Origin of the sequence: Paralcaligenes sp. KSB-10, assembly GCF_021266465.1 — a bacterium.
Classification (GTDB): Bacteria; Pseudomonadota; Gammaproteobacteria; order Burkholderiales; family Burkholderiaceae_B.
Genome location: NZ_CP089848.1, coordinates 2,260,330 through 2,283,402, shown reverse-complemented (window position 1 = coordinate 2,283,402; position 23,073 = coordinate 2,260,330). Strand labels below are relative to the sequence as shown.

Sequence of the window (23,073 nt, the reverse complement as noted above, 5' to 3'; positions counted from 1 at the left end):
GAGCGATGGCCGGCCGGAGGCGGCGGCTATACCTTGGTAAGCCAACTAAGATACTTGGGGTTGCGGCCATTGACCACATCGAAAAATGCCTTTTGCAGTTTCTCGGTAACAGGCCCGCGGCTGCCCGCGCCGATGACGCGCCGGTCGACTTCGCGTATGGGCGTGACTTCGGCCGCCGTGCCGGTAAAAAAAGCTTCGTCGGCGATGTAGAGGTCGTCGCGTGTGAGGCGCTTGGTAAGCAATGGTATGCCCAGGTCGGCCGCCAGCGAGTGAATGGTCGCGCGGGTGATGCCAGTCAGCGCCGAGGCAATTTCGGGCTCGCACAATACACCGTCTTTCACGATGAAAATGTTTTCGCCGGAACCTTCGGCGACAAAGCCGTCGGTATCGAGCAGGATGGCTTCGTCGTAGCCGTGATCGAGCGCCTCGGCGTTGGCGATAATGGAGTTGGCGTAAGTGCTGGCCACTTTGGCGCGCGGCATCGTGACGTTGACGTGCTGACGCGCATAAGAGGAAATTTTTACGCGTATGCCCTGCTTGAGCGCTTCGTCGCCCAGGTAAGCACCCCAAGGCCAGGCGGCAATGGCCACGTGCACCTGGGCGCCTTTGGGCGACACGCCCATTTTTTCAGAGCCGTAAAAGACCAGCGGGCGTATGTAGCACGATTCGAGCTGGTTGCTGCGCACCGCTTCGCATATTGCCGCATTGATGGTGTCCTGGTCGTAGGGCATGGCCATCTGATAGATGTGGGCCGAGTTGAACAGGCGCTTGGTGTGTTCCTTGAGCTTGAAAATCGCGGTGCCGATGTCGGTGTTGTAGGCACGCACACCCTCGAAGACGGCCAGACCGTAGTGCAGGGAGTGGGTCAGGACATGGGTGGTAGCGTCGCGCCACGGTACCAGCTTGCCGTCATACCAGATAAAACCGTCACGATCAGACATCGACATAATGCTCTCCGAGAAATGAGGCTTCATTGTAGCAAGCGGAGGGCCTTACAATAAGCCTCCATTGGCAAAATGGGCCAGTTTTTCCCCGGGCAGGGGGCGGCGGATCTCCACTGCGGGGCCTGGCCCGGGCTTAACGCGGCTGTTGCCCATTCAGTCTTGAGGTGTTTTGTTGTCGGCTCCGTCCAAATCGTCTGCGTCATGGTCCAGCGCCCACGCCAGGCAGAGTTTTTATACCGGATTCTACGAAGTGCTGCCGACACTGGTTGCGACCAGCATGTGGGCTTTCGTCACGGGTATTGCGCTGGTCAAGTCCGGCCTGACCGAAACCATGGCCACACTCATGACCGTGCTGGTCTACGCGGGCTCGGCCCAGTTGACCGCTTTGCCCCTGATCGTATCGGGGGCGCCCTTGTGGCTGGTTTTCGCGGCCGGGTTTGTCGTGAACATCCGTTTTGTCATCTTCGGTGCGGCCATGCATCCTTATTTCCGGCGCTATTCCTGGCAGAAGCGCCTGGCCCTGGGCTATCTTTCCGGAGATATCGTTTTTGTGCTGTTCATGAGCCGCTATGCCGAAGCCAGGGAAAAAGGCACACAGGATCAGCTTTGGTATTTTCTGGGAGTGATTGTTCCGGGCTGGATTTCATGGCAGCTTTGCTCGTTGATTGGCATCTACCTGGGAGCGCTTGTACCGGCTTCATGGTCGCTGGATTTTGCGGCCATCCTGGCACTCATGGCTATTATCATTCCCCTGGTCAATACCAGGCCGATGGTGATTTCCGTGTGCGTGGCGGGCCTGGTGGCATGGCTGGGGCAGCCCTTGCCCTTGCGTCTTGGCCTGGTCGCCGCTGTGGCGGCCGGCGTGCTGGCCGGGGTCGCCGTTGAACGTTTCAGCAAGAAAAGGCGGCCGCGATGACGGGTAATCCGGGTTGGGACTGGTATGTTTTTGGCGCGATTGTCTTGCTGACGGTGTGCAGCTTTCTGACTCGTTCGGGCTATTTCCTGTTTGGCGATTATCTGCCGCTGACCGACAAAGTACGCCGGGCCTTGCGCTACGCGCCGACCGCCGCCTTGATCGCCATCGTCATTCCCGAGCTCCTGCCCTGGACGCCGGGCGCGCCGCCTGAGCTTGGCGTCAAGGTTTTTGCCGCCGTGATTGCGGTACTGGTGTTCTTGCGTACGCGCAGTACTGTGATGGTGATTGTGGCCGGAATGCTGGCCTTCTGGCTCCTGAATGCCTTGTTTTAGCTTGTAAGCCCTTGGTATTTCGTGGATTTTTAGCGACACTTCATGCCCTGACCGGGTCCTTCCTATCGTACTTGACCCATGCTGCGCTAAAATGCACGGGTTATAAAAGCTGGCGCGGGGTTTTCTCGCGTCCAGCGTCAACCCACTCTCAATGACTGAATTTACTCTATCTGATACACCTGCCACCACGTTTTCCGACTTTGGTCTGCATCCGAACATCCTGAAGGCTGTCGCCGATACCGGCTACACCATCCCCACGCCGATACAAGCTCAAGCCATACCCATAGTGATGGATGGACGCGATGTGATGGGGGCGGCGCAAACCGGTACCGGGAAGACCGCCGCATTTACCCTGCCCATACTGCACCGCCTGATGCCGTATGCCAGCAGCAGCGCCTCGCCGGCGCGCCATCCGGTTCGAGCGCTTATCCTGACGCCGACCCGCGAATTGGCCGATCAGGTTTCCGAGAGCGTTGCCCGCTATGGCAGCTCTACGCCATTGCGCTCGGCAGTGGTGTTTGGCGGCGTCGATATCGGGCCGCAGCGCGACGCCTTGCGGCGCGGCTGCGAGATCCTGATCGCCACGCCAGGACGCCTGCTCGATCACGTCGAGCAAAAGAACGTCAATCTTGGGCAAGTCGGCATCCTGGTGCTCGATGAGGCCGACCGCATGCTCGACATGGGTTTTCTGCCCGACCTCGATCGCATCATCCGCCTGCTGCCCGCCCAGCGCCAGGGCTTGCTGTTTTCGGCCACGTTCAGCAATGAAATCCGCAAGCTGGCCCGCACTTTCCTCAACAACCCGGCCGAGATCGAAGTGGCGGCCCGGAATGCGACGGCCGACACGGTAACGCAAATCGCCTATCCTCTGTCGGGCGACGACAAGCGTGCGGCGGTGGTGCATCTGATCAAATCGCGCGGTCTGAGCCAGGTCATTGTATTTTCCAATACCAAGATCACCACCAGCCGGTTGGCGCGGCAATTGGAGCGCGACGGCGTAAAGGCCGAATCGATACACGGCGATAAAAGCCAGGCCGATCGCATGAAAGCCCTTGAAGCCTTCAAGGCCGGCGAACTCGAAGTACTGGTTGCGACCGACGTGGCGGCCCGTGGCCTGGATGTGGCCGGCATACCTTGCGTGATCAATTACGACTTGCCGTATAACGCGGAAGACTACGTGCATCGCATCGGCCGTACCGGCCGTGCCGGAGCCTCGGGCGAAGCCATCGCTTTTTTCTCGCCTGCCGAAGAGCGGTTCCTGCTCGATATCGAAAAACTCATCAAAACAAAAATTCCGCGCGGCCAACTGGTTCTGCCGCCCGCGGCGCGTTCCAGCAGTCCGGCCCGCGACCATTCATCGAGCCGCGATCATCAGGGCGGCCGCCGCGGCAATTATTCTTCCGGCTCGTCATCGGCAAAACCGCTGGACGATTTCTTTTCCAGGCCCTATGTGCCTTCGGCTTCTTCCTCCGTAGCGGAAGTCGGCGCTGCCTCGCCCAAGGCAGCCGCCGCAAAGAAATCGGTAGGTGTGCTACTGGGTGGACGCCGCCAGTAGGGAACGCAGCAGAGGCGGGCCTTGCACGGCCCGATCTGCATCGGCATTTTCGAACTGGCCTATCAGGCGCTCCAGATGGCTGATATAAGGCAGCAAAGTACCGAAAAAAAGATTTTTCTGCCTGTCCTGAATTAGAAGAGTGGGGAAGTTTTCCACGTCTTCGTCGCCGAGCAGTTCGGGGTTGTCTTCGATGTCGATCCAGACGAACGCGTGTTGCGGGTATTGGTCGGCGAGCCGTTCGAAGTCGTCCTGGTACTTTTTGCAGGTATCGCACCATTGGGCGCAGTAACAGACAATCACCAGATTCTGATGATGCTCGAGCTGCGTGCGCAGAGCCGACAGATTGTGTAACGGATTAAATACGGGCATGGAAGAAAATTGCCTCGGGTTTGATTATGATAGCCATGATGCCGACTTCGAAACTTCCCTGATGAATGATTCCCTTGTTGTGACTCGTGCCGATCCGCCTGCTTCGACCAAGGGGTTTGCCGGCGTTGCCCTGGCGTTCAAGCGAGCGCTGGTTTCGCAGTGCCATCCCAAAATGCTGGTGGCCATACTCATGCCGCTGCTGATCGCGATACTGGGAGCCATTATATTGCTTTGGGTGTTCTGGACGCCTCTTACTCATTGGCTCAATGCCGAGCTCTCCGATTGGGGCGTGTTGAACCATATCGATCAATGGATGCTGGCCATCGGGCTTTTTTCAATCAAGCTGTATCTGATCCCCATGCTGGCCGTGGGCATATTGCTGCCGATATCGGGTATTCTCGGCCTGGTCATTGCCGCGATTTTCGTCATGCCCATCGTATTGAGGCACCTCGAGAAACGCGACTACCAGGGGCTCAAGCGGCAGGGGCAGTTTTCCGCCGCCGTAAGCGTCTGGAATGCCGTCTGGGTAGGCCTGCTGTTTGCCGCGGGGTGGCTGCTGACCATGCCTTTATGGCTGATTCCACCCCTGGCTCTGGTGCTGCCCGTCTTGTGGTGGGCGTTTGCCTTTAGCCGCATGCTGAGAGTCGATTCGCTTATCGATCACGCCAGCGGCCAGGAACGCAGGATCTTGTGGCGCCGCCATAACCGGGAGTATTGGCTGATAGGCTTGTGCCTGTCGCTGATAAACCTGTTTCCACCCGCCTGGATAGTACTGCCGGTGTTTTCCGCGCTGGTATTTGCCCATTACAGCCTGGAGGCGCTGCGGCAGTTGCGCGGGGAATCCATCATCGACGCATAATCTTTTTTCATCAAGGCAGGATAAGCATGAATACAGTTATTGCACCCCGTGTGCGGTTAATCATCGTTGGAGATGAAATCCTCTCCGGGCGGCGCGAAGACAAGCATTTTGCCAAGATGGTCGAATTGCTCTCGCAGCGCGGCATGCAATTGAGCGGGGCTGAATTCGTATCCGATGAGCGCGCGGCCATCGTGGAAACATTGAAACGCAGTTTTGCCAGCAGCGACATCGTGTTCAGTTGCGGGGGCATAGGTGCAACGCCCGATGACCAGACCCGCCAGGCGGCTGCCGAGGCTCTCGGGGTCGAATTGGCCCTGCATCCCGAGGCGGAGCGCCTGATTGCCGAGCGGTGTGCCGATAATGCGCGCCGTGGTTCGGGCAGCGCCGACATGTCTCTGCCCGAGAACCAGCAGCGACTGCAAATGGGAGTATTCCCCGCAGGTGCGGAAATCGTGCCCAACCCCTATAACAAGATTCCAGGATTTTTTATACGCAATCACACGTTCATGCCTGGTTTTCCGGTCATGGCCTGGCCCATGATGGAATGGACGCTCGATACCCGCTATCGCGATTGGCACCACCGGGTCACGCGCGTCGAGCATTCCTTCCTGGTGTTCAAGCTGCCGGAATCCCGGATCACCCCGGCCCTGGAAGCCCTGGAGCAAAAATGGCCGGGGGTCAAGGCTTTCAGCTTGCCAAGCATGGGTGAAACCGGCCATCCGCATATCGATCTCGGCGTCAAGGGCGAGCCGGTTGCCGCGGCCGAAGCCCTGGCTTATCTGCGTGCCGAGGCAGTGCGGGTAGGGGGATCCCTGACCCCGCCTGAAAAATAATGAAAAATCCGGGAATTGTCAGGGTTTTTCGTAACCCAGGGCTTCGGATATTTGGGCTGCGGTGCGCAACAGCAGGGTAATCCATTCGTCGCGCATGCGTTCGGCGGGGGCTGAAATCGACAGGCCGGCCTGCAGCTTTCCTGTGTCGTCATGCACCCCGGCAGCAATACAGCGCACACCCATTTCCAGCTCTTCGTTGTCGCGCGAATAGCCATGGCGTCGCACCAGGGCAAGGTCGCGTTCGAGCTGATCAAGCTGGGTAATGCTGTTGCGCGTCGTGCCGGCCAGGCCGGTGCGCATGGCGTAAGACTTGACTTGGCGCGGGTCGCTGACCGATAAAAACAGTTTGCCTGTAGACGTTAAATGCAAGGGCGCACGTCCGCCTATGGCCCGCACCACCTGCATTCCCGAGCGCTCGCTCCAGGCGCGCTCGATGTAAACAATCTCATCCCCTTGCTGCAACGACAAATTGACCGTCTGGCCCGTGATCTTGTGCAATTCGCGCATGGGTTCCAGCGCCACCTCGCGCACATTCAAGCGCCCCTTGACCAGGGAGCCGAGTTCCAGCAGACGCATTCCCAATTGGTAAAGCCCGCTGTCGACGCGTTCGACATACCGGCCCACGACCAGATCATTCAAAATACGATGGGTGGTGGACGTGTGCAGGCCGGTGGTTGCGGCAATATCTTTCAAGGCCACCGGTTCGGCCTGCTTGGCCAGAACATCAAGCAAAAGCATGGCGCGTTCCAGCACCTGAATGGTGACAGGCGACCCGTTGGTCGTGGAAGTGAGGGCAGCAGCAGTAAAGGCAGGGGATCTAGGCATGATTTTAGGTTGATGCGGCGCAACAATCCCATAATATGAAAAAACCCTGTCGGTATGCAAGCTTTTTTTCGCAGCGGCAAAAATTCGTTGTAAGGCCAGGGGCTACCCCTGGCAGCTGTATTTCCCGTAGCATGGGTGGGCCTGTGCTCACCCATGCCCGTCACGTCAAAAGGGCGGGCACTAGGCCCGCCCGTTGTGGGCATCCTGGGTTGATCGTGGACCCGGTTATTGGGGCTGGAGGCCAGCCTGTTTGAAGAGCTCGGCCCACTGTGGCACTTGTTGAGCCACTTTTTTGTTGAGCGCTTCGGGATTGGCTTCGGCGGTCAGGACGGTGGCACCCAGGCTTGCCATGCGTTTTTGGAAATCGGCGTTGGCCAGGCCGGCTTGCAGCGCGGCCACAAGTTTGTCGGTCACCGCTTTGGGCGTGCCTTTGGGTGCCCACATACCGTGCCAGATGCCGACCTCGAAGCCGGGATAGCCGGATTCCTGCATGGTAGGGATATTTGGCAATGTGGCGACGCGCTGCTTGCTGGTGACGGCGTAGGCCTTGACCTTGCCGGCTGTGATCTGCTGCGTGGTGTTGGTGGTTTGATCGCACAGCAAATCGACCTGTTTGCCCAGCAGATCGTTCATGGCCGGGGCGGTGCCCTTATAGGGGATGGTGAGCAGATCGACGCCCAGCGCCTTGGTGAGCATCGTGCCGCACAAGTGGCTGGCGGCTCCTATGCCTGCGTTGGCCAGTGAAACCTTGTCTTTGTTGGCCTTGACGTAAGCCACGAGCTCTTTCATGTTGCTGGCCGGGAAATCGGCACGCGCGATGATGGTCATGGGTACGTCGACCACCAGCCCTATGGGCTCGAAGCTGTCGCTGGCGCTGTAGCCCGGGTTTTTGTAGAGGGAGGGAGCGGTTGAAAAGCCGATGTGCATAAGCAGTATGTTGTAGCCATCGGGACGCGCTCGTGCGACCTGGCTGGTGCCGATCGTGCCGCCCGCGCCGCCTTTGTTCTCGACGACCACGGTTTGTCCAAGGCTGGGGCGCATGGCCTCCGCCAGGGAGCGGGCTACGTTGTCGGTAGGGCCGCCGGCCGAGAATGGAACGACCATATTGATGACATGGTCGGGGTATTCGGCAGCCGATGCGGAAGCTGTTCCGAACAAGGAGCCGGCAAGCAGCAGGGCGGTAATCGTTTTGGTGTAACGCTTCATTCGTACTCCGGGATATTGAACGAGTTGAAATAGAGAAACAGTGGCTTGTTGCAGAAAACGGCGACTGTGTTTGAGAACGAATCGTTCGGCTTGGTGCGCTGAAACTGTCAACTAGCTTTAAGGAAGCTGTCATCAAGCTGACAGAATTCTAGGGGAAAATTGAAGTCCTGTCGCTCAGGTTTTCCCGTATAAGCCTTAATCCAATGGGCGATCCGCGGCGGGATTTTGATTATTCCGGTGTTTTGTTGCGTTGCAGCAAAAAAATCTTGACAGCCAATTTTATTCATGTAGAATTTCAATTGTGCAGTGCAACATAGAAGGTTTTCACACATGTTAGGTGATTTGCTTAGCCTTCTTCTGAACACTTAAGTTTGAACCCTGTTCAATTTATTACGGCCGGCAGAAGTCTGGTCCTTTATGAAGGAAATATCATGAGCGCAATCCCCCAACAAGTTCTGGCCAGCCAAAAAGCTTCGCTGGATAAATTTCTTGCCGTTCAAGGCACGTTTTTCGGCGGTTTCGAAAAGCTTGTAGACCTGAACCTGAAAGTATTGAAAGCCACTCTGGAAGAAGTTGCGCAGAAATCGCAACAAGTCATCGAAGTCAAAGATGCTCAAGAAGCGCTTGCCTTCACTTCGAGCCTGGTTCAACCCGGCGCTGAAAAAGCCCTGGCTTACAGCAAACACATTTACGACATCGTTTCCGGCGTGCAAACCGATTTGTCCAAGCTGACTGAAGAGCAAATCGCTCAAGGTCAACTGCAAGTTTCGGAAGCGATCGAGCAATTCTCGAAAAATGCGCCTACGGGTTCGGAAAGCGCAGTGGCCTTGCTGAAGTCTTCGCTGGCTACCGCTACCAGTGCTTACGAATCGGTCAGCAAGGCAGCCAAACAAGCTGCCGAAGCTGCTGAATCGAATATCGCTGCCGCAACCAACGCTACCTTCAAGGTAGCTTCGGATGCCGCCGACGCTGCCAAAGCAGCTCCGCGCGCACGCCGCAGCGCTGCCTGATAGGCCGCATTGCTTGTCGAGACGGCGCGAAACGCCGCCTCGGTTTGTTGCGATACACTCAATACCGTAGATTTTGAGTATTGGGCCCCAGAGGGTTTTCCCTCTGGGGTTTTTTTTATGGTCCGTCGCCGTGGTCGTCACAAAGGCGCTAGAGCATTTTTGGGTTGAGTTGTTTACGGGACTCTTCGATGGATGGGGTATTGGTATATAAAGACGCCGTCTATCGGGGCTTGGGGTCAGGACCGGCACGGCGTGCTTGATCCGGATCTACCTCGTCCAGGCGGGCGTCGGGCCAAACTCGCTACGCCGCTGGCGCGGCTACGCTCAAACATGGCCCGCCGAAAGCCCCCGCCTTCCCTACGGTAGCATCCGGCGCACGCCTTACGCCGGTCCTGACCCCAAGCCCCAATAGACGGCTCACGTTAGGGCTTGCCTGGAATGAACTTGCCGGCATCAATGTATACCTCGATGCATGACCCCAACGTTTCTCTCGGCGCATGCCCCCAATGTCTTTTTCTATGCATTTCCTCAACGCAAGCCGCAGGGTGGGCGGTGCTGTGCAGTCCGGCGGTAGTCCAGCGCCGGGTGCTGACGAAGGGAAGGCGGGGGCTTTCGGCGGGCCCTGTCTGAGCAGTGCCTCGCGTGCGAGGCACTGCGAGTTGGCCCGACGCCCGCCTGGACGAGGCAGACCCGGGCAGTCGGGGCGCGTAGCGCCTCGACCGCTGGACGTGCCGGACTGCACAGCACCGCCCACCCTGCGGCGTCTTTATAGAATTAACCGCCGCCCACACACCAATACACAGCCCAAATTCACACCCCAAGCCTAAAAACGGCTCAAAACAAAGTCACTGAAGCACATTCAGCGCAGTAAACACTGGAACCAACACTGCGCTAAGACAGCGCACGGACGCACTCGCCTATGAGCGCCGGGCCGCGGTAGATCAGACCGGTATAAAGCTGCACCGCATTGGCTCCCGCCGCCATTTTTTCTTGCGCTTCCTTGCCTGAGACAATGCCGCCAACACCGATAATCGCAAACGAGGCGCCAAGCTGCTGTCTGAGTCGGCTTATGACGGCCAGCGACAGGGCGTGCACCGGCGGTCCCGACAGGCCCCCGGTTTCGGCCGCATGCGGCAAGCCTTGCACGGCTTCGCGCGACAGCGTGGTATTGGTGGCGATGACGCCATCGACTTCGTAGCGCGGCAACGTGTCGGCAATGACGTCGATTTGTTCGGTAGTCAGGTCGGGGGCGATTTTCACCACCAGCGGGACTTGCCGGCCGTGCCGGTCGGCAAGGGCCTTGCGTTTTTCCCGTAGGGCCTGCAGCAGTCCGGCCAGTTCGTCCTGGCCCTGCAGGCTGCGCAGGTTCTGGGTATTGGGCGAGGAAATATTGACGGTAATGTAGTCGGCATGGGGGTAGACCCCTTCAAGCCCCAGCAGATAATCGTCCACGGCCCGTTCGATGGGCGTATTGGCGTTCTTGCCTATGTTCAGTCCTAAAATTCCGCCCTGTTTGCGCCATTGGCTTTTTTGCACATTATCGATAAACGTTGCCAGGCCTAGATTGTTGAAGCCCAGGCGGTTGATCAGGGCCTGGGCCCGCGGCAGCCGATACATGCGCGGCTTGGGATTGCCCGGCTGCGCCTTCGGAGTAACGGTTCCGACTTCAACAAAGCCAAAGCCCAGGTTTCCAAGCGCGTCAATGTGAGCACCATTTTTGTCCAGGCCGGCCGCCAGGCCGACCGGGTTGCGCAGAGTCAATCCCATGAGAGAGCGCGGCAGGCGCGGCTGATCGCTCAGCAAGCCACGGGTAAGGCGACAGTCGTAGGCCTTTTGCAAGGATGCCAGCGTAACTTCGTGGGCGGTTTCGGCATCCAGGGAAAACAGGGCCGGGCGAGCCATCGAATACGAATTGAATAGAAATGACATGGCGATGTTAAGCGGTTGTGATGCCGTCTTGGGCAGGGCAGAGGGGACCGCTCATAATATCATCCGCGGGTAACCCAGGCATGGCTTGCCGGCTGATCTATTGTGCTGCGCGCGACCAACTGCGCGTGGAGTCTGTCCTGCCGGTGCGCCGCAGAGCCTGGGGAGGTTGGCCGAATACGCGAATGAACGCGCGGCGCATTCTTTCCGGATCTGAAAATCCGACGGACCGCGCGATGGCTTCGATAGGTTCCGACCCCATTTCCACCCGGGCACGCGCCGCATCGGCTCGCAGCCTTTCAATGGCTTTTGCCGGAGATTGCCCGGTTTCGTTCATGAATGCGCGGTCAAACTGCCTGCGGCTGAAACACGCGATTTCCGCCAGGTGATCGATCGAGATATTCTCGTGCATATGCTCCCGGGCAAAACGCAGTGCGCGGGCAATACGCTCTGAATCGGGGCTCAGTTCAAGTAGCGTGGAAAATTGCGATTGGCCGCCGTGCCGTCGATAATAGACGACCAGTTCGCGCGCCACGGCACGCGCATCGTCGGCGCCAAGGTCTTCCTCGATCAGGGCCAGTGCCAGATCAATCCCCGCTGTGATGCCCGCCGACGTCCATATGGGGCCATCCTTGATGAAAATGCGATCGGCGTCGACCCGCACCCGCGGATAATTTCGCTGCAAGTCCGACGCCTTGCGCCAGTGCGTGGTGGCTCGCCTACCGTCGAGCAGGCCGGCGCCGGCCAGAATGAAAGCGCCCGTGCACACGCTGGCCACCCGGCGGGAATTCCCGCCGGCGTGTTGCGCAAAGGCATACAGCGCAGAACAATCGAATGTGCCGAATGTACCGCCACCGCCGCAGATGATCGCCGTATCGAATGCCGCATCATCGATTTTGCGAGTCATGACCTGGACGCCCGAAGAACTCGTCACACACCCTCCGGTTTCGGAAACAACGCTGATGTCGTAAGGGCGTGGGCTCAAGAGCCTGTTCGGCGCATCGAACGCGGCCAATGGCCCCGACAGGTCAAGAAGATTGAAGGATGGAAACACCAGAAAACCGATCGTGCGCATGATGGCTTGGAATAAGGGTTATATGTCGTTAAAGACATATCTTCGCATGGCACACTTCAGTCATCAAGCCATTTGAACGGCAGCCGGCATTCGGCCTGATCCGTGAAAGTGTTCACTCCTCCAAAAACAGGCAGGCCGCCCGAGCGGCAGGAAAACCATGAATGAAAAGGCCGATGGTGCCGTGGGGCGGCGCAATGCCCGCATTTTGGCGATCGCGCAGGCGCTGTATACCGCGGCAGTCTCGATTGACCTGACGCTCACCGGATTAACCGGGTATCAGCTTGCTTCCGATAAATCCCTGGCAACGCTGCCTTTTGCCATGATCACGGTATCGGGCGCCGCGGTGACTCTGGTGGCCTCATTTCTGATGCAGAAGATAGGGCGCCGCAAGGGGTTTGCGCTCGGTTCATCCGTCGGCGCGCTGGGCGGTTTGATTTCGGTGTGGGCAGTGCTGCATGGCAGTTTCGCCCTGTTTTGCGTCGGCACTTCGGCCGTTGGCGTGTTTCAGGCATTTGCCCAATACTACCGTCTGGCCGCCGCCGATTCAGTTTCCTCGGAATACAAGGCCAAAGTCATTTCAACGGTTCTGGCAGGTGGTGTCATTGCCGCAATAGTGGGGCCGCTGGTTGCGGCATGGAGCAAAGACATCCTGCCCGTGCTGTTTGCCGGCTCTTATCTTGCCGTCTTTGTTTTTGCGCTGCTTTCCAGCCTGATTGTTTTTGCGGGCTATCGGGATATCGAGCCGCAAGCGGCACCTTCCGTTCAAAGCGACGAGCCGGTTCGCCCCTTGGGCGTGGTGATGCGTACGCCGATTTTCATGGCGGCCGTTGCAAGCAATGTTATTGGCAGTGCCGTCATGATGCTGGCCATGACGGCGGCACCGCTGGCCGCAGTGGCCAGTCATCATTCCATAGATCAAGGCGCCAATATTATCCAGTGGCATTTAATCGGTATGTACGGCCCGTCGCTTTTTGCCGGCAAGCTGATCAAGCGATTCGGCTTGGCTCGTGTGTTGTATGCCGGCATGCTCTTGAGCGCTGCATGCGGAATCGTGGCGATTTCGTCCACTCATTTGATTGCGTTTTATGTTGCACTGTTGTGTTTGGGCGTAGGCTGGAACTTCATGTTTGTGGGCGGCACTGCCTTATTGGCCGAATCTTATCGGCCTCGAGAACGCGCCAAAGTGCAGGGCATCGCAGAGCTGATTCGTTATGGGGTAACGGCCATTGCCACACTGAGTGCCGGTCCATTGCTGGAATTTTACGGATGGCAAGGATTGAACGTGGTTACCATGCCCTTGCTGGCAACCGCCGCATTGATGACTTTCTGGTGGGCCTGGACCGCAAAGCGCCAGCGCGTGCGATCCGCCGGTGTGTAAGCGGGTTCTCGGTCGGCCGGATTGTGGATGCATGGGAAGCAGGCATGCCGTTCAATCAGCGGTTCTTACAGTTCGGCCGGTTCGGCCCACACTGCGTGCTGCAGGATTTGATAAGGCTTGAACTGCGATTTATACGCCATTTTGCGGCTTTGACCGATCCAGTATCCCAGGTACAGCCAGGGCAGATCCATGCTTTTGCATTGTTCGATCTGCCAGAGCACGCCGTAAGTGCCCAGGCTGCCTGCCGCGTCCGGGTCGAAAAACGTATACACCGAGGACAGGCCGCTTGCGAGAATGTCGATCATTGACACCATCAGCAACTGCCCCGTCGGCGCTCGGAATTCGACCAGCCTGGAATCGACCCGGCTGGTCAGCAGGAATTGCGTGTATTGGGCCTGGCTGTCTTCGTCCATCCCGGCGCCGGGATGACGGCCCGCCTGATAGCGTTGGTACAGGTCGAAATGTTCGGCCTCCCAGTGCAAGGGCAGGATACGGCTTTGCAGATTCCGGTGGCGGTTCCATACCTTGCGCTGCGTACGGTTGGGCTGGAATTGTCGAGTATCGACGCGTATTGAAATACAGGCGCGGCATGCATCGCAATGGGGGCGGTAAGTAAACAGGCCGCTGCGCCGGAAGCCTTGTTCGACCAGGCGAGAATAGGTGGCGCTATCGATCAGATGCGAGGGCGCCGCAACCTGTGAACGGGCTTCGCGGTCCGGCAGATAGCTGCAGGGGTAGGGCGCAGTCGCATAAAACTGCAGGGTTTTAAACGATAGTTCGGTTGGATGGCTCATGACGGGGCTCTGCAGTATGTCGCAAGGCCATTATGCGTTTTTGCCTATCGCGGAGCAAGTTCTCCCGATTGAAGAAGGCGGCCCGGTGTCCAGGGCGGAGACGGTAAGCGCATGGCCTGTTCGAGGTCGAGCAGAAAATCGGCGCGTTTGATCGGCCGGGCGCCCAGGCTGGCCAGATGCCTCGTCTGCTGCTGGCAATCGATGCGTCGTACATTGTTGCGAATCAGGAATCTCACGAGATAAGCCAGGGCCAGTTTGGATGCATCGCTGATCAGGCTGAACATCGATTCTCCGCAAAAGATACCGCCCAGGCTTACCCCGTACAGGCCGCCGACCAGTTGGCCATCCATCCATGTTTCGACGCTGTGGACCTGCCCCGCCTGATGCCAGTCGAAATATGCGGCCTGGATGTCAGGCGAGATCCAGGTGCCGGCTTGTGTCGACCGGGGGGCCGCGCATGCCGCCATGACATCGGCGAAGGCGGTATCCACACGGATCTGAACCGAGGCGTGCGATGTCGTTTCGGCACGGCCCAGCTGACGCAATTTCTTGCGCAGCGAGTGCGACGGGGAAAACTCCGCACAAGGCAGCACCATGCGCGGGTCGAGGCTCCACCAGAGAACCGGGTCGCCTTCGTTGAACCAGGGAAATATTCCCTTTGAATAGGCTTCGGTCAGGCGCGCGATCGACAGATCGCCGCCAACCGCCAGGAGTCCGTCGGGGAGCGCCAGGCTGGGATGGGGCAATGGCGTGGAACTGTCAAGCCAGACCGGAGCTTGCACGATTCGGCCTCGGCCTATTTGTACAGAGGGCTGTCGGGGAGAGGAATATCGTAGTGATGAATGGGAAAGGTTCCTTTTTCCCTGTCGTCCAGATAATGCTTCAGGGTTGTAATGACGGTGCGGAACGACAGCTCATCCCAGGGGATTTCGTGCGTGGCGAAAAACCTGGCCTCGAGGGTTTCCGGGCCGGGATCGAGATTGGGGTTGAGCACCCTGGCCAGATAAAAAAAGTGAACCTGTTCGGCATGAGGGACATCAATGACCGTATAAAGCGGCCCCAGTTCGATCTGGACGCCGGCTTCCTCGTCGGTTTCGCGTACTGCGCCCTGCGCCGTGGTTTCGCCCAGTTCCATAAAGCCGGCGGGTAGAGTCCATTTGTTATAACGGGGTTCGATGGCGCGGCGGCACAGCAGGATTTTGTCTTCCCAGATCGGCAGCACGCCGACGACGTTGCGCGGATTCTGGTAATGCACCGCTCCGCAGTTTTCGCAAACATCGCGCTGACGGTTGTCGTCGGGGGGAGTCATGTGTGTGAGGGGGGCGCCGCACTGGCTGCAAAATTTTTGCGTCCGGGGGGCGGGGAAATAAAAAGAAGGTGCGTGCGCTGTCATGCCAAGATTCTACCGAATCTGGGCCGGGGCCGGGTAGCGCTGAAACCCTAATTGCCCGGGGATGTCCTGGGCGGCACAGAAATTCAGGGCGATGGGATATTCGCCGGCAACGCCGCAATCGGCTGAAATGGCGGCGATTTTGGCTTCTGCCGCAGGCAGGGGCCATGGCTGGACGGTGATGGTTTGCGCTCTGTTGCCTTGCTCCAGCATTTCCGCCAGAGGCCGATTGTCGGCGGTGCGCAGGGCATCGAGTACCGTCGACAGGTCGCGTCCCGCCACCAGTCCGGGACCGTATTCGGTTTGCGCATACAGTCGGCCCGAGTCATCCAGCCACCAGGCGCGAATGGCGGCCAGGCTCAGCCCGTTGTGCGTCTGCAGGGCAGGCGGCGCGCCCAGGGTTTGCAAAATATAGGGCGCCGCATCCAGGCGCACAAATACGCGCTGGGGGCCATTCTGGAAAAACCAGCGCCCTTGTTCGTCGCCGGCATAATTGCGCCCGATGAATTGCAGGATCTGGGGGCTGGAAATGGCTTCTCCCGCGTCGGTGGCGTCCTGCAGTGCGTCGCCTCTGGGGTGCAGGCGCCATGCCCCGCGTTCCGACAGCGACAACCAGCCGAAAACGTCGGGCACATCGGGCCAGCGGGCCATTGCGGCGATTACGTTTGTGTCCATGGGTACGCCTGCATTTGCGTTGTTGTATCGGAATCCCATGTTAAACGGGATTTTTAAGGTCAAAAGCCCGTTTGCGAACAGGCTGTTTTGCATTAACAAATAATTAGACGGTAGTTCCATGTGGGAATATTATCTGCCATGATAATGGTCGGTTTCCTATTGCTGGGTATTTCCAAATGAAGTTATTCTCATCGATTGCCGTATCTGTAGCGATGTTCAGCGTGGCCACTGTCAGCTTTGCGGCTACCCCGCTGGTCACTCCGCCCGAGCTCAATACATTGCTGGCCGATCCCTCGGTGCGTGTCATCGATATACGCCCGGCCCCAGCCTACAAGGCCAACCATATCCCCGGGGCGTTGTCGGCGCCTTATGCGCAATGGCGCGGCCCCGCATCCAATCCCGGCCAGTTGCCGCCTTTGGCTAAATTGACCTCTCTGGTGCAAGGGCTTGGGCTGAACGCGGACAGCCATGCCGTGGTTGTTTCTTCCGGCGCCGATTCCACCGATTTCGGCGGTTCCGCACGGGTCTATTGGACGTTGAAATATCTGGGATTGACCAACTTGTCGATTCTGAATGGCGGGGTCAAGGCGTGGGCGGGTGCTGCGCTGCCGCAAAATCAGACGGTGGCCAGCGTTGCGGCCAGCACATATACGCCGACGCTGGATCAAAGCCTGATTGCCACCCGCGAACACGTTGCCGCTCAGGTCGACAATCCGAAAACACGCCTGATCGATGCCCGCCCGGCCAATTATTTCCTGGGCGACGTTCGGGCTCCGGCTGCCAAGGTTGCCGGCACTATCCACAATGCGATCAATCTGGAAAACAGCAAATGGTTCAAGCCGGGCACGTCGATTTTTGTGTCTCCCGAAGAGGCTAAAAAGATTGCGGCACGTTCCGAACCCAAGCCGGCAGACGAAACGATCTCGTTTTGCAATACCGGGCATTGGGCCGCTACCGACTGGTTCGCCCTGTCTGAAGTCGTCGGTCAGAAAAATGTGAAGCTCTATCCGGCTTCCCTGGTGGACTGGACCCAGGCGTCGGCGTCTCTGCCCATGGACAATGTCCCTGGTCGCGGTAAGCAGATCATCATGGACCTGAAAGCCTGGCTGGGCAGGTCATAGCGGTTCGTAAAATCAATCCGGGCAAAACTTTTTCAACTGAAAATCTTAATGAAGCGCTTCCCGATAGCGGCCGTCATGGCCGCCTTTTTTGTCAGCCTGGTGTGGTTTGTGTCCATACGCCAGGCCGTTCTTTTTCTGGTCGGTGTGGGCTTGGGAGGTTTTCTGGCCGGCACGCGCTTCGGGTTTACCACCGGTTGGCGGAGATTGATCGAACACCGTGATCCGCGCGGCGTGATGGCGCAATTATTACTATTGGCCGTAGCCGCCGCGCTATCGATGCCCTTGCTGGCAAAATTTCCAGAGTTGGGCGCGGCGCTTGGCCCACCCAGTTTCAGCCTGCTGATAGGCGCTTTTGTATTCGGCCTGTCGATGCAGATCGCCGACGGCTGCGGTTCCGGCACGCTGTACAAGGCGGGTCTCGGCATTCCATTGAACATGGCCATCCTGCCGCTTTTTGCGGCCGGGAGCTTTTTTGGTTCGGCGCAACTCAATAGCTGGCTCGATCTGGGCAGCCTGAAACCGTTCGGCCTGGTGGCGCAATTCGGCCCGCTGGAAGCGTTTGGTATTACGTGCCTGGGCCTGATCGCTTTTGGCTGGGCGGCCCTGCGATGGTCGGGCAGGTCGGCGTCGTGGTTCGATCGCCGTCTGTGTATCGGCGCCATTGGCCTGGCGGTGCTGGCCGCCTTGAACTTGCTGATTGCCGGCCAGCCCTGGGGCATTGTGTATGGCTTTGGCTTATGGGGCGCCAAAGAGGCCACCGCGCTCGGCGCTTTTAACCCTCTTGCCAACCATTTCTGGAGCGAGCCAGGCAATTTGGAACGCTTGTCGCAATCGGTGTTTCTGGACGTGACCTCGATTACCAATATCGGCATTCTGGCGGGCGCCTTGTTCATCTCGGCCCGCAAATTGCCGACACAAGCCCTGGCGGCGCCCCTCACTGGCGTGCAGTGGACGGTAGGGCTGATCGCCGGCTTCCTCATGGGCTATAGCTCGCGGCTGGCTTTTGGCTGCAATATCGGGGCGATGGTCAGCGGCATTTCCACGGGCAGCGTGCATGGCTGGATCTGGGTGCCGATGGCGTTTGGCGGTACTTTGATCGGCGTACGTGTGCGCCGTTACCTGAAGTTTTAGGGCCGATCGTGAAAAGACCTATTTTTATCGTTCTGTTCTGGGTGCTGCTGCTGGCCTTTTTCAGTTGGGACTGGGCGGTTTCCCGTCCCATCGATTTTCGCACGGAGCCGCCGCTAATTGCCGCCGGCTCCGGCCAGGCTCCCACCGGCGGCCATTGCGCGTCGACATATTGACGGTTTCTTCCTTATGCAACCGTCAGGTTCAGGCCGAGCAGCGGTGTCGTTGATGGTTCTGCGCTCGACTTTCCCGAACGTACCTGGCGTATTTGTTCGATGAGCTGGCGCTTGTTTTCGCGGCTGCGGTAAGCGTGCTCGCGCATGATGTTTTCCGCACGCGCCGCTTCCCTGCGGGTAATGGCCTGCACCAGATCTTCGTGGTCCGCCTGGGCTCGCAATACAAATGACGTTTCCAGAAAAGTCGGAGTAATGGGCAGGGTTAATGCGGCGGGGCCCGTCAACGGCGTTTTATTGTTGTGCTCGAGCGCCGAGGTCAGGGCCCGGTTGTTGGCTTCCTGAACCAGAAGCTCGTGAAAGCTGCGGTTTATCTGGCCCCAGGCCAGCGCGTCCACGGTTGTGCGGGGGTTCACGATAGCGCTTTCGAGCAGCTTTTTGCCCTGCTCCACGACAGCCTGCATTTGCTCCAGCCAGGTGTGCGATGGGCCCCGTTCCGCGATCAGACGAGCAGCCATGCCTTCCAGGACTCCTCGAACATCGACAGCGTCGGCAATGTCTTCGACCGAAAAAGCCCGTACTCGAAAACCCCGAGAAGGCAGCCTTTCCAGTAGCCCTTCCTTTTCCAGTTCGGCCAGAGCCAGCCGCAGCGGGGTGCGCGATACGCCCAGCCGGGACGAAAACTGCAATTCGATGATGCGTTCTCCGGGCTGAAGCTCGCCGGAAACCATCATGGCCCTGAGTTCAGAGACGACACGGTCGATTTGTGCGGCCATATTTTCCTTTTGAATGGGGAAATGCAATAAGAGCTTAGTGTAGTTCTTAATTGCATGCATTTTGTTTTCTGGCAACAAGAAAAGCTTGATATTTGGATAAATTGCATGCAATAATTGATTTTATAAGCAACGAGGCCAGATAATACGGGTCTAATGCATGCAATTTACCCGTGGGCTATTGAATCACAGATGGCTTCGGTTGGCCCATCCGGATGGAGACAAAATGAAATTGGCAAGCTTTCGCGGCGACTCCGGCATAGGGTGGGGGGCGGTCGAAAATGAGGTTGTTGTGCCGCTGGACTCGGTATGGCCCGATATCCGGCAGGGGATCGCCGCCGGATTACCCGCCATTAAGCGGGCGATCGAGTCCACGGCCATGCGTTTGCCCGTGGATGCGCTGCAATGGCTGCCACCTGTGCCCGTACCTGGAAAGATCTTGTGCGTGGGCTTGAATTATGGGCGCCACATACGGGAAACCGGTCGCGAGCTGCCGCGGTATCCGTCCTTGTTCGTGCGCTTTGCCGACTCATTCGTTGGGCATGGAGCTTCCATCATCCGTCCATGGGCGTCGCACAAATTTGATTTTGAAGGCGAGTTGGCGGTAGTCATCGGCAAGGCCGGCCGCCATATCGCACGTGATGATGCCCTGGCTCATGTCGCCGGCTATACCTGCCTGGCCGAGAATTCCGTGCGCGATTTTCAGAAACACAATGCGCAGGTCACGCCGGGAAAGAATTTTGCCGGCAGTGGGTCCATGGGGCCCTGGATGGTGACCTCCGACGAGATTCCCGATCCGTCCGCACTCACGCTTCAAACCCGATTGAACGGCATGGAAGTACAGATGGGCGAGCTGTCGGATCTTATTTTCCCGATTCCGGAACTGATTGCCTATATAAGCACTTTCACACCCTTGTCGCCCGGGGACGTGATTGCCACCGGGACACCCGAGGGAGTGGGCTCGATGCGTGCGCCACCCCTATTCATGAAGCAGGGCGATGTGCTGGAACTGACCATCTCCGGCATTGGGCGCCTGAGCAATCCCGTCGTCGACGAGCCGCAGGCCAATCAACATACAAGCAGGAAGGTTTTATGAGTGAAGGAATCCGGTATCTGACGGAACAGGATGTGGTTTCAACCCTGGATATCCGTCGCGCGATCGATGCGCTCGAGGATATGTTGGCTGCACAAGGCCGTGGCGAGGCCAAAAATCTGCCCAAGACGCTGACCACATGGGGCGAGGGCAACTCCATGCATGCTTTGGGTTCGGTGATGATCAACAAGGGCTATGCCGGATTCAAGACATGGGTGTACTCCAAGTCGGGAGGGGGGTCGATCTTCAGTCTTTTCGATTCGCAGCACGGCACTCTGTTGGGCCTGATCGAGGCGCGGGCGCTCGGCATGCTGCGCACCGCGGCAATTAGCGGCGTGGCTACGCGTTTACTGGCTTCGCGCGATATTCGCACGGCCGCACTCATCGGCACGGGCCCGCAGGCGGTGACTCAATTGGCCGCCCTGGCCGCCGTGCAGGATCTGGATGAGGTCCGTGTTTTCAGTCCTACCGCCGAAAAGCGCAAGGCTTTCGCACAGAATGTCGCCGCGCGCTATCCGTTTCCAGTGCGTGCTTGCGACACGCTTGAGGAAGCCCTGGATGGCGCGGGCATTGTCACGGTCATTACCCGGGCGCAAGAGCCGTTTCTCAATGCCGCCAATTTGAAGGACTGTCGGCACTTGAATGCCGTAGGCGCCATTCTTCCGGCCAAGGCCGAATTTCATCAAGATGTGTTTGAAAGAGCGGACCTGGTGGTCGTCGATGATCTGGAAAATGCCCAGCGCGGCTCGCGTGAATTGCGTGAACATTTTGGAGCAGGTTCTCAAGGCTGGGGCGAGGTCAAGGTTCTGAGCGATCTGTTGGCGGCGAATAAGGATTGCCCGCTGGGAACGCGTTTCTCGATCTTCAAGGGCATGGGCATGGGCCTGTCGGACCTTGCCATGGCTTCGGTGGCTTATGAGCTTGCCTGCCAGCGGGACCTGGGTATCTCGCTGCCCAGGCAAACCCGCGAAAACCTGTTGCTGACGCAGGTGTAAGCGGGTTTTATCGATATGGAATCTTTGATGCGGGTGCATGAAATGGATAATGGAAAATCTTGTTTTGTAGATGTAAGCGGTGTACAAGCCCGACCCCAGAATATGTGGCCATCGATCGTGGTGCCGAAAAAGGCCATCGATCTGGAAATTGAACGCTTGATTGATTTGGCGCGACCCGACAATGGCCGCCGCGCATCATTGATCACTCATCCCGAGGCGACGGCGCCAGGCCTGGGGCTGGCACCGGGTATCGATGTCACGATCAATGTGCTCAAGCCCGGCGAGAAAACATTGAATCTGCGCAAGAACTCGAACATGGTGGAAATTTGCATCAGCGGTTCGGGGCTTGCCAGAGTTGACGGGCGATCGGTTCGAATGCAGAAATGGGATGTATGGAATACCCCGTCCATGCAAGTTCACAGTTACGAGAATGACGGCCGCGAACCTTGGGTACGGCTATCGTATTCGAATGCTCCCCTGCTGGAAAAGCTCGAGGTCCATTATGTAGAAGAGTTTGAAGGAGATATTCCGCCTGCCGACGCGAATACGCGGCGTGCGGAGGTCAACCGCGAAGCAACCGCCCGCGCCCGCGATCTCGCGATACGCGAGCAGATCACCGAAGAAGGGGCCTGGCTTCTGGGCTATGAGTGGCTGATCGATATTGACGTGCTTGAATCGAAATCGCTGCATTGGCCATGGGCCAAAGTTTCGGAGTATTTGCCCAGTGTGGAGGAATTTGCCCGGGGTTATAACGGCCGGCGCCTGTTCGTGCTGTACAACCCGGCCACCGAGCGGCGCATCGGAACGACGCACAGCTTTTTTGCCACCATTTCCTGTTCTCCTCCCAACAATCATCACGTGCCGCATCGACACAGTTCTTCGGCGATCAATTACTACCTCAGGGGTAAGGGATATAGCCAGGTCGGCAAAGAGCGCCTCGAGTGGAGCACAGGAGATTTGATTCTGTCGGCGCCAGGCTGGGCAATGCATTCGCATCATTCAGGAGACGAATCGACCTCGGCACTGACAGTCCAGGATCATCCATTGCAAATCGCGATGGAATCCCTGATCTGGCAAGAGCGCCTGCAAGAGCCGATTATCACTCTGGGCAGCCAAGGTGGCTTTGAAAGCAACCGCGCCCAGTTCGTGACAGCTGCCTGATTGCCTGTACACCGCAATACAGAATTATCGAAGGAATTGAAGCATCCATGAATGCCGCACTTGAACAAACACCACAGGCCTTGCGCGCCGAGCTGCGTGATTTTTATGACGATTACGCCTTATGTCTGGACGACGAAAACCTGGATGGCTGGATCGAGTTCTTCGCCGAGGATTGTCATTATCGTGTCATTTCCCGGGAGAATTTCGATGCGGGACTGCCGCTGGGGCTGATCTATTGCATGAACAAGAATATGCTGCGCGATCGGATCACCGCATTGAAGGAAACCACCGTATACGAGCCCAGAGCCTTGCGCCATTTCATCAGTGGCGTGCGCGTCAATGGCCATGACGGCGACGCGATCATGGCTCAGGCCAACTTTGCAATCATGGAATCGCTTTCCGACCAGGAGCCCAGTCTGAACATGGTCGGCAGGTATCTGGATCGTTTGCGCCGGACGCCGGAAGGCTTGGTGCTGCAACGCCGTGACTGCGTTTACGACAACTACCGCATCCGCAACTCTTTGATCATTCCTGTCTGATGC

Annotated in this window: 25 protein-coding genes; 14 read left to right on the top strand and 11 right to left on the bottom strand. The window is 58.1% G+C overall.

Features of this window, described 5'->3' with window-relative positions; all coding sequences use genetic code 11:
- Positions 1-26: 26 nt before the first annotated feature.
- Complete coding sequence (locus tag LSG25_RS10350) at positions 27-947, bottom strand: branched-chain amino acid transaminase (RefSeq protein WP_232740864.1); 921 nt, start codon at positions 945-947, stop codon at positions 27-29.
- A gap of 169 nt (positions 948-1,116) precedes the next feature.
- Here LSG25_RS10350 and LSG25_RS10345 point away from each other — a divergent pair, with 169 nt between their 5' ends.
- From LSG25_RS10345 to LSG25_RS10335, 3 genes are all read left to right on the top strand, one after another.
- Positions 1,117-1,860, top strand: a complete 744-nt coding sequence (locus LSG25_RS10345) for an AzlC family ABC transporter permease (protein ID WP_370635841.1) — start codon at positions 1,117-1,119, stop codon at positions 1,858-1,860.
- Positions 1,857-2,192, top strand: coding sequence for an AzlD domain-containing protein (locus LSG25_RS10340; RefSeq protein ID WP_232740863.1), 336 nt, complete (start codon positions 1,857-1,859; stop codon positions 2,190-2,192). Before LSG25_RS10345 ends, LSG25_RS10340 begins: the two co-directional genes overlap by 4 nt.
- Positions 2,193-2,343: 151 nt before the next feature.
- Positions 2,344-3,747, top strand: a complete 1,404-nt coding sequence (locus LSG25_RS10335) for a DEAD/DEAH box helicase (RefSeq protein WP_232740862.1) — start codon at positions 2,344-2,346, stop codon at positions 3,745-3,747.
- Here the strand turns inward: LSG25_RS10335 and LSG25_RS10330 are convergent.
- Positions 3,724-4,116 (bottom strand): thioredoxin family protein, encoded by a 393-nt coding sequence (locus tag LSG25_RS10330; RefSeq protein WP_232740861.1) that lies wholly within the window; start codon positions 4,114-4,116, stop codon positions 3,724-3,726. The genes LSG25_RS10335 and LSG25_RS10330 overlap by 24 nt on opposite strands.
- Before the next feature lie 61 nt (positions 4,117-4,177).
- Between LSG25_RS10330 and LSG25_RS10325 the strand changes: the two genes are divergently transcribed.
- Both LSG25_RS10325 and LSG25_RS10320 read left to right on the top strand, forming a co-directional pair.
- Positions 4,178-4,975, top strand: a complete 798-nt coding sequence (locus LSG25_RS10325) for an EI24 domain-containing protein (protein ID WP_232740860.1) — start codon at positions 4,178-4,180, stop codon at positions 4,973-4,975.
- Positions 4,976-5,001: 26 nt separating this feature from the next.
- Complete coding sequence (locus LSG25_RS10320; RefSeq protein ID WP_232740859.1) at positions 5,002-5,808, top strand: molybdopterin-binding protein; 807 nt, start codon at positions 5,002-5,004, stop codon at positions 5,806-5,808.
- Between the two features lie 18 nt (positions 5,809-5,826).
- On the opposite strand, the gene LSG25_RS10315 is transcribed toward LSG25_RS10320, so the two are convergent.
- Both LSG25_RS10315 and LSG25_RS10310 read right to left on the bottom strand, forming a co-directional pair.
- Positions 5,827-6,633 carry an IclR family transcriptional regulator gene (locus LSG25_RS10315; RefSeq protein ID WP_232740858.1) on the bottom strand — a complete coding sequence of 269 codons (807 nt, stop codon included), beginning with the start codon at positions 6,631-6,633 and terminating at the stop codon, positions 5,827-5,829.
- A gap of 225 nt (positions 6,634-6,858) precedes the next feature.
- Positions 6,859-7,839 carry a tripartite tricarboxylate transporter substrate-binding protein gene (locus tag LSG25_RS10310; RefSeq protein WP_232740857.1) on the bottom strand — a complete coding sequence of 327 codons (981 nt, stop codon included), beginning with the start codon at positions 7,837-7,839 and terminating at the stop codon, positions 6,859-6,861.
- A gap of 431 nt (positions 7,840-8,270) precedes the next feature.
- On the opposite strand from LSG25_RS10310, the gene phaP reads away from it, so the two are divergent.
- On the top strand, positions 8,271-8,849 hold the full coding sequence (gene phaP, locus LSG25_RS10305; protein WP_232740856.1) for a TIGR01841 family phasin: 579 nt from the start codon (positions 8,271-8,273) through the stop codon (positions 8,847-8,849).
- Positions 8,850-9,740: 891 nt separating this feature from the next.
- Here the strand turns inward: phaP and LSG25_RS10300 are convergent.
- Both LSG25_RS10300 and LSG25_RS10295 read right to left on the bottom strand, forming a co-directional pair.
- Positions 9,741-10,778 (bottom strand): quinone-dependent dihydroorotate dehydrogenase, encoded by a 1,038-nt coding sequence (locus tag LSG25_RS10300; RefSeq protein WP_232740855.1) that lies wholly within the window; start codon positions 10,776-10,778, stop codon positions 9,741-9,743.
- A gap of 97 nt (positions 10,779-10,875) precedes the next feature.
- The gene (locus LSG25_RS10295; protein ID WP_232740854.1) at positions 10,876-11,850 is read right to left on the bottom strand and encodes a GlxA family transcriptional regulator; all 975 of its coding nucleotides are present in this window, start codon (positions 11,848-11,850) and stop codon (positions 10,876-10,878) included.
- A 157-nt stretch (positions 11,851-12,007) separates the two neighbouring features.
- On the opposite strand from LSG25_RS10295, the gene LSG25_RS10290 reads away from it, so the two are divergent.
- The gene (locus LSG25_RS10290; RefSeq protein ID WP_232740853.1) at positions 12,008-13,228 is read left to right on the top strand and encodes an MFS transporter; all 1,221 of its coding nucleotides are present in this window, start codon (positions 12,008-12,010) and stop codon (positions 13,226-13,228) included.
- A 65-nt stretch (positions 13,229-13,293) separates the two neighbouring features.
- Here the strand turns inward: LSG25_RS10290 and LSG25_RS10285 are convergent, their stop codons facing one another.
- From LSG25_RS10285 to LSG25_RS10270, 4 genes are read right to left on the bottom strand one after another with little or no spacing between them, the layout of a single operon-like run.
- Entirely contained in the window at positions 13,294-14,022 is a 729-nt protein-coding gene (locus tag LSG25_RS10285; protein ID WP_232740852.1) for an arginyltransferase, read from the bottom strand.
- Positions 14,023-14,066: 44 nt separating this feature from the next.
- A complete protein-coding gene (gene aat / locus LSG25_RS10280) occupies positions 14,067-14,804 on the bottom strand; it encodes a leucyl/phenylalanyl-tRNA--protein transferase (protein WP_232740851.1) in 738 nt (245 codons plus the stop codon).
- A gap of 14 nt (positions 14,805-14,818) precedes the next feature.
- Positions 14,819-15,415: an NUDIX hydrolase gene (locus LSG25_RS10275; protein ID WP_232740850.1), complete on the bottom strand. Its 597-nt coding sequence runs from the start codon at positions 15,413-15,415 to the stop codon at positions 14,819-14,821.
- A 9-nt stretch (positions 15,416-15,424) separates the two neighbouring features.
- Complete coding sequence (locus LSG25_RS10270; protein ID WP_232740849.1) at positions 15,425-16,087, bottom strand: DUF2946 family protein; 663 nt, start codon at positions 16,085-16,087, stop codon at positions 15,425-15,427.
- Between the two features lie 176 nt (positions 16,088-16,263).
- Here LSG25_RS10270 and LSG25_RS10265 point away from each other — a divergent pair, with 176 nt between their 5' ends.
- From LSG25_RS10265 to LSG25_RS10255, 3 genes are read left to right on the top strand one after another with little or no spacing between them, the layout of a single operon-like run.
- On the top strand, positions 16,264-17,208 hold the full coding sequence (locus tag LSG25_RS10265) for a sulfurtransferase (protein ID WP_232740848.1): 945 nt from the start codon (positions 16,264-16,266) through the stop codon (positions 17,206-17,208).
- A 48-nt stretch (positions 17,209-17,256) separates the two neighbouring features.
- Positions 17,257-18,339, top strand: coding sequence for a YeeE/YedE thiosulfate transporter family protein (locus tag LSG25_RS10260; RefSeq protein ID WP_232740847.1), 1,083 nt, complete (start codon positions 17,257-17,259; stop codon positions 18,337-18,339).
- An 8-nt stretch (positions 18,340-18,347) separates the two neighbouring features.
- The gene (locus LSG25_RS10255) at positions 18,348-18,512 is read left to right on the top strand and encodes a hypothetical protein (RefSeq protein WP_232740846.1); all 165 of its coding nucleotides are present in this window, start codon (positions 18,348-18,350) and stop codon (positions 18,510-18,512) included.
- Between the two features lie 11 nt (positions 18,513-18,523).
- Here LSG25_RS10255 and LSG25_RS10250 read toward each other — a convergent pair whose 3' ends face one another.
- Positions 18,524-19,285, bottom strand: coding sequence for a GntR family transcriptional regulator (locus LSG25_RS10250; RefSeq protein WP_232740845.1), 762 nt, complete (start codon positions 19,283-19,285; stop codon positions 18,524-18,526).
- A 223-nt stretch (positions 19,286-19,508) separates the two neighbouring features.
- Here LSG25_RS10250 and LSG25_RS10245 point away from each other — a divergent pair, with 223 nt between their 5' ends.
- The 4 genes from LSG25_RS10245 to LSG25_RS10230 all read left to right on the top strand — a co-directional run bounded on the left by LSG25_RS10245 (position 19,509) and on the right by LSG25_RS10230 (position 23,070).
- The gene (locus LSG25_RS10245) at positions 19,509-20,378 is read left to right on the top strand and encodes a fumarylacetoacetate hydrolase family protein (protein WP_232740844.1); all 870 of its coding nucleotides are present in this window, start codon (positions 19,509-19,511) and stop codon (positions 20,376-20,378) included.
- Positions 20,375-21,370 carry an ornithine cyclodeaminase family protein gene (locus tag LSG25_RS10240; protein ID WP_232740843.1) on the top strand — a complete coding sequence of 332 codons (996 nt, stop codon included), beginning with the start codon at positions 20,375-20,377 and terminating at the stop codon, positions 21,368-21,370. Before LSG25_RS10245 ends, LSG25_RS10240 begins: the two co-directional genes overlap by 4 nt.
- Before the next feature lie 102 nt (positions 21,371-21,472).
- Positions 21,473-22,531, top strand: a complete 1,059-nt coding sequence (locus LSG25_RS10235; protein ID WP_232740842.1) for a cupin domain-containing protein — start codon at positions 21,473-21,475, stop codon at positions 22,529-22,531.
- Between the two features lie 47 nt (positions 22,532-22,578).
- Positions 22,579-23,070 carry an aromatic-ring-hydroxylating dioxygenase subunit beta gene (locus LSG25_RS10230; RefSeq protein WP_232740841.1) on the top strand — a complete coding sequence of 164 codons (492 nt, stop codon included), beginning with the start codon at positions 22,579-22,581 and terminating at the stop codon, positions 23,068-23,070.
- The last annotated feature ends 3 nt before the right edge of the window (positions 23,071-23,073 follow it).

Bases quoted from the DNA above. Each gene is read 5' to 3' on its own strand.
- LSG25_RS10325 (WP_232740860.1), top strand. From the start codon at position 4,178: ATGAATGATTCCCTTGTTGTGACTCGTGCCGATCCGCCTGCTTCGACC.
- LSG25_RS10265 (WP_232740848.1), top strand. From the start codon at position 16,264: ATGAAGTTATTCTCATCGATTGCCGTATCTGTAGCGATGTTCAGCGTG.
- LSG25_RS10335 (WP_232740862.1), top strand. From the start codon at position 2,344: ATGACTGAATTTACTCTATCTGATACACCTGCCACCACGTTTTCCGAC.
- LSG25_RS10245 (WP_232740844.1), top strand. From the start codon at position 19,509: ATGAAATTGGCAAGCTTTCGCGGCGACTCCGGCATAGGGTGGGGGGCG.
- LSG25_RS10330 (WP_232740861.1), bottom strand. From the start codon at position 4,116: ATGCCCGTATTTAATCCGTTACACAATCTGTCGGCTCTGCGCACGCAG.
- LSG25_RS10250 (WP_232740845.1), bottom strand. From the start codon at position 19,285: ATGGCCGCACAAATCGACCGTGTCGTCTCTGAACTCAGGGCCATGATG.
- LSG25_RS10300 (WP_232740855.1), bottom strand. From the start codon at position 10,778: ATGTCATTTCTATTCAATTCGTATTCGATGGCTCGCCCGGCCCTGTTT.
- LSG25_RS10230 (WP_232740841.1), top strand. From the start codon at position 22,579: ATGAATGCCGCACTTGAACAAACACCACAGGCCTTGCGCGCCGAGCTG.
- LSG25_RS10295 (WP_232740854.1), bottom strand. From the start codon at position 11,850: ATGCGCACGATCGGTTTTCTGGTGTTTCCATCCTTCAATCTTCTTGAC.
- LSG25_RS10340 (WP_232740863.1), top strand. From the start codon at position 1,857: ATGACGGGTAATCCGGGTTGGGACTGGTATGTTTTTGGCGCGATTGTC.
- LSG25_RS10260 (WP_232740847.1), top strand. From the start codon at position 17,257: ATGAAGCGCTTCCCGATAGCGGCCGTCATGGCCGCCTTTTTTGTCAGC.
- LSG25_RS10275 (WP_232740850.1), bottom strand. From the start codon at position 15,415: ATGACAGCGCACGCACCTTCTTTTTATTTCCCCGCCCCCCGGACGCAA.
- LSG25_RS10310 (WP_232740857.1), bottom strand. From the start codon at position 7,839: ATGAAGCGTTACACCAAAACGATTACCGCCCTGCTGCTTGCCGGCTCC.
- LSG25_RS10290 (WP_232740853.1), top strand. From the start codon at position 12,008: ATGAATGAAAAGGCCGATGGTGCCGTGGGGCGGCGCAATGCCCGCATT.
- LSG25_RS10240 (WP_232740843.1), top strand. From the start codon at position 20,375: ATGAGTGAAGGAATCCGGTATCTGACGGAACAGGATGTGGTTTCAACC.
- phaP (WP_232740856.1), top strand. From the start codon at position 8,271: ATGAGCGCAATCCCCCAACAAGTTCTGGCCAGCCAAAAAGCTTCGCTG.
- LSG25_RS10315 (WP_232740858.1), bottom strand. From the start codon at position 6,633: ATGCCTAGATCCCCTGCCTTTACTGCTGCTGCCCTCACTTCCACGACC.
- LSG25_RS10270 (WP_232740849.1), bottom strand. From the start codon at position 16,087: ATGGACACAAACGTAATCGCCGCAATGGCCCGCTGGCCCGATGTGCCC.
- LSG25_RS10320 (WP_232740859.1), top strand. From the start codon at position 5,002: ATGAATACAGTTATTGCACCCCGTGTGCGGTTAATCATCGTTGGAGAT.
- LSG25_RS10285 (WP_232740852.1), bottom strand. From the start codon at position 14,022: ATGAGCCATCCAACCGAACTATCGTTTAAAACCCTGCAGTTTTATGCG.
- LSG25_RS10235 (WP_232740842.1), top strand. From the start codon at position 21,473: ATGTGGCCATCGATCGTGGTGCCGAAAAAGGCCATCGATCTGGAAATT.
- LSG25_RS10350 (WP_232740864.1), bottom strand. From the start codon at position 947: ATGTCGATGTCTGATCGTGACGGTTTTATCTGGTATGACGGCAAGCTG.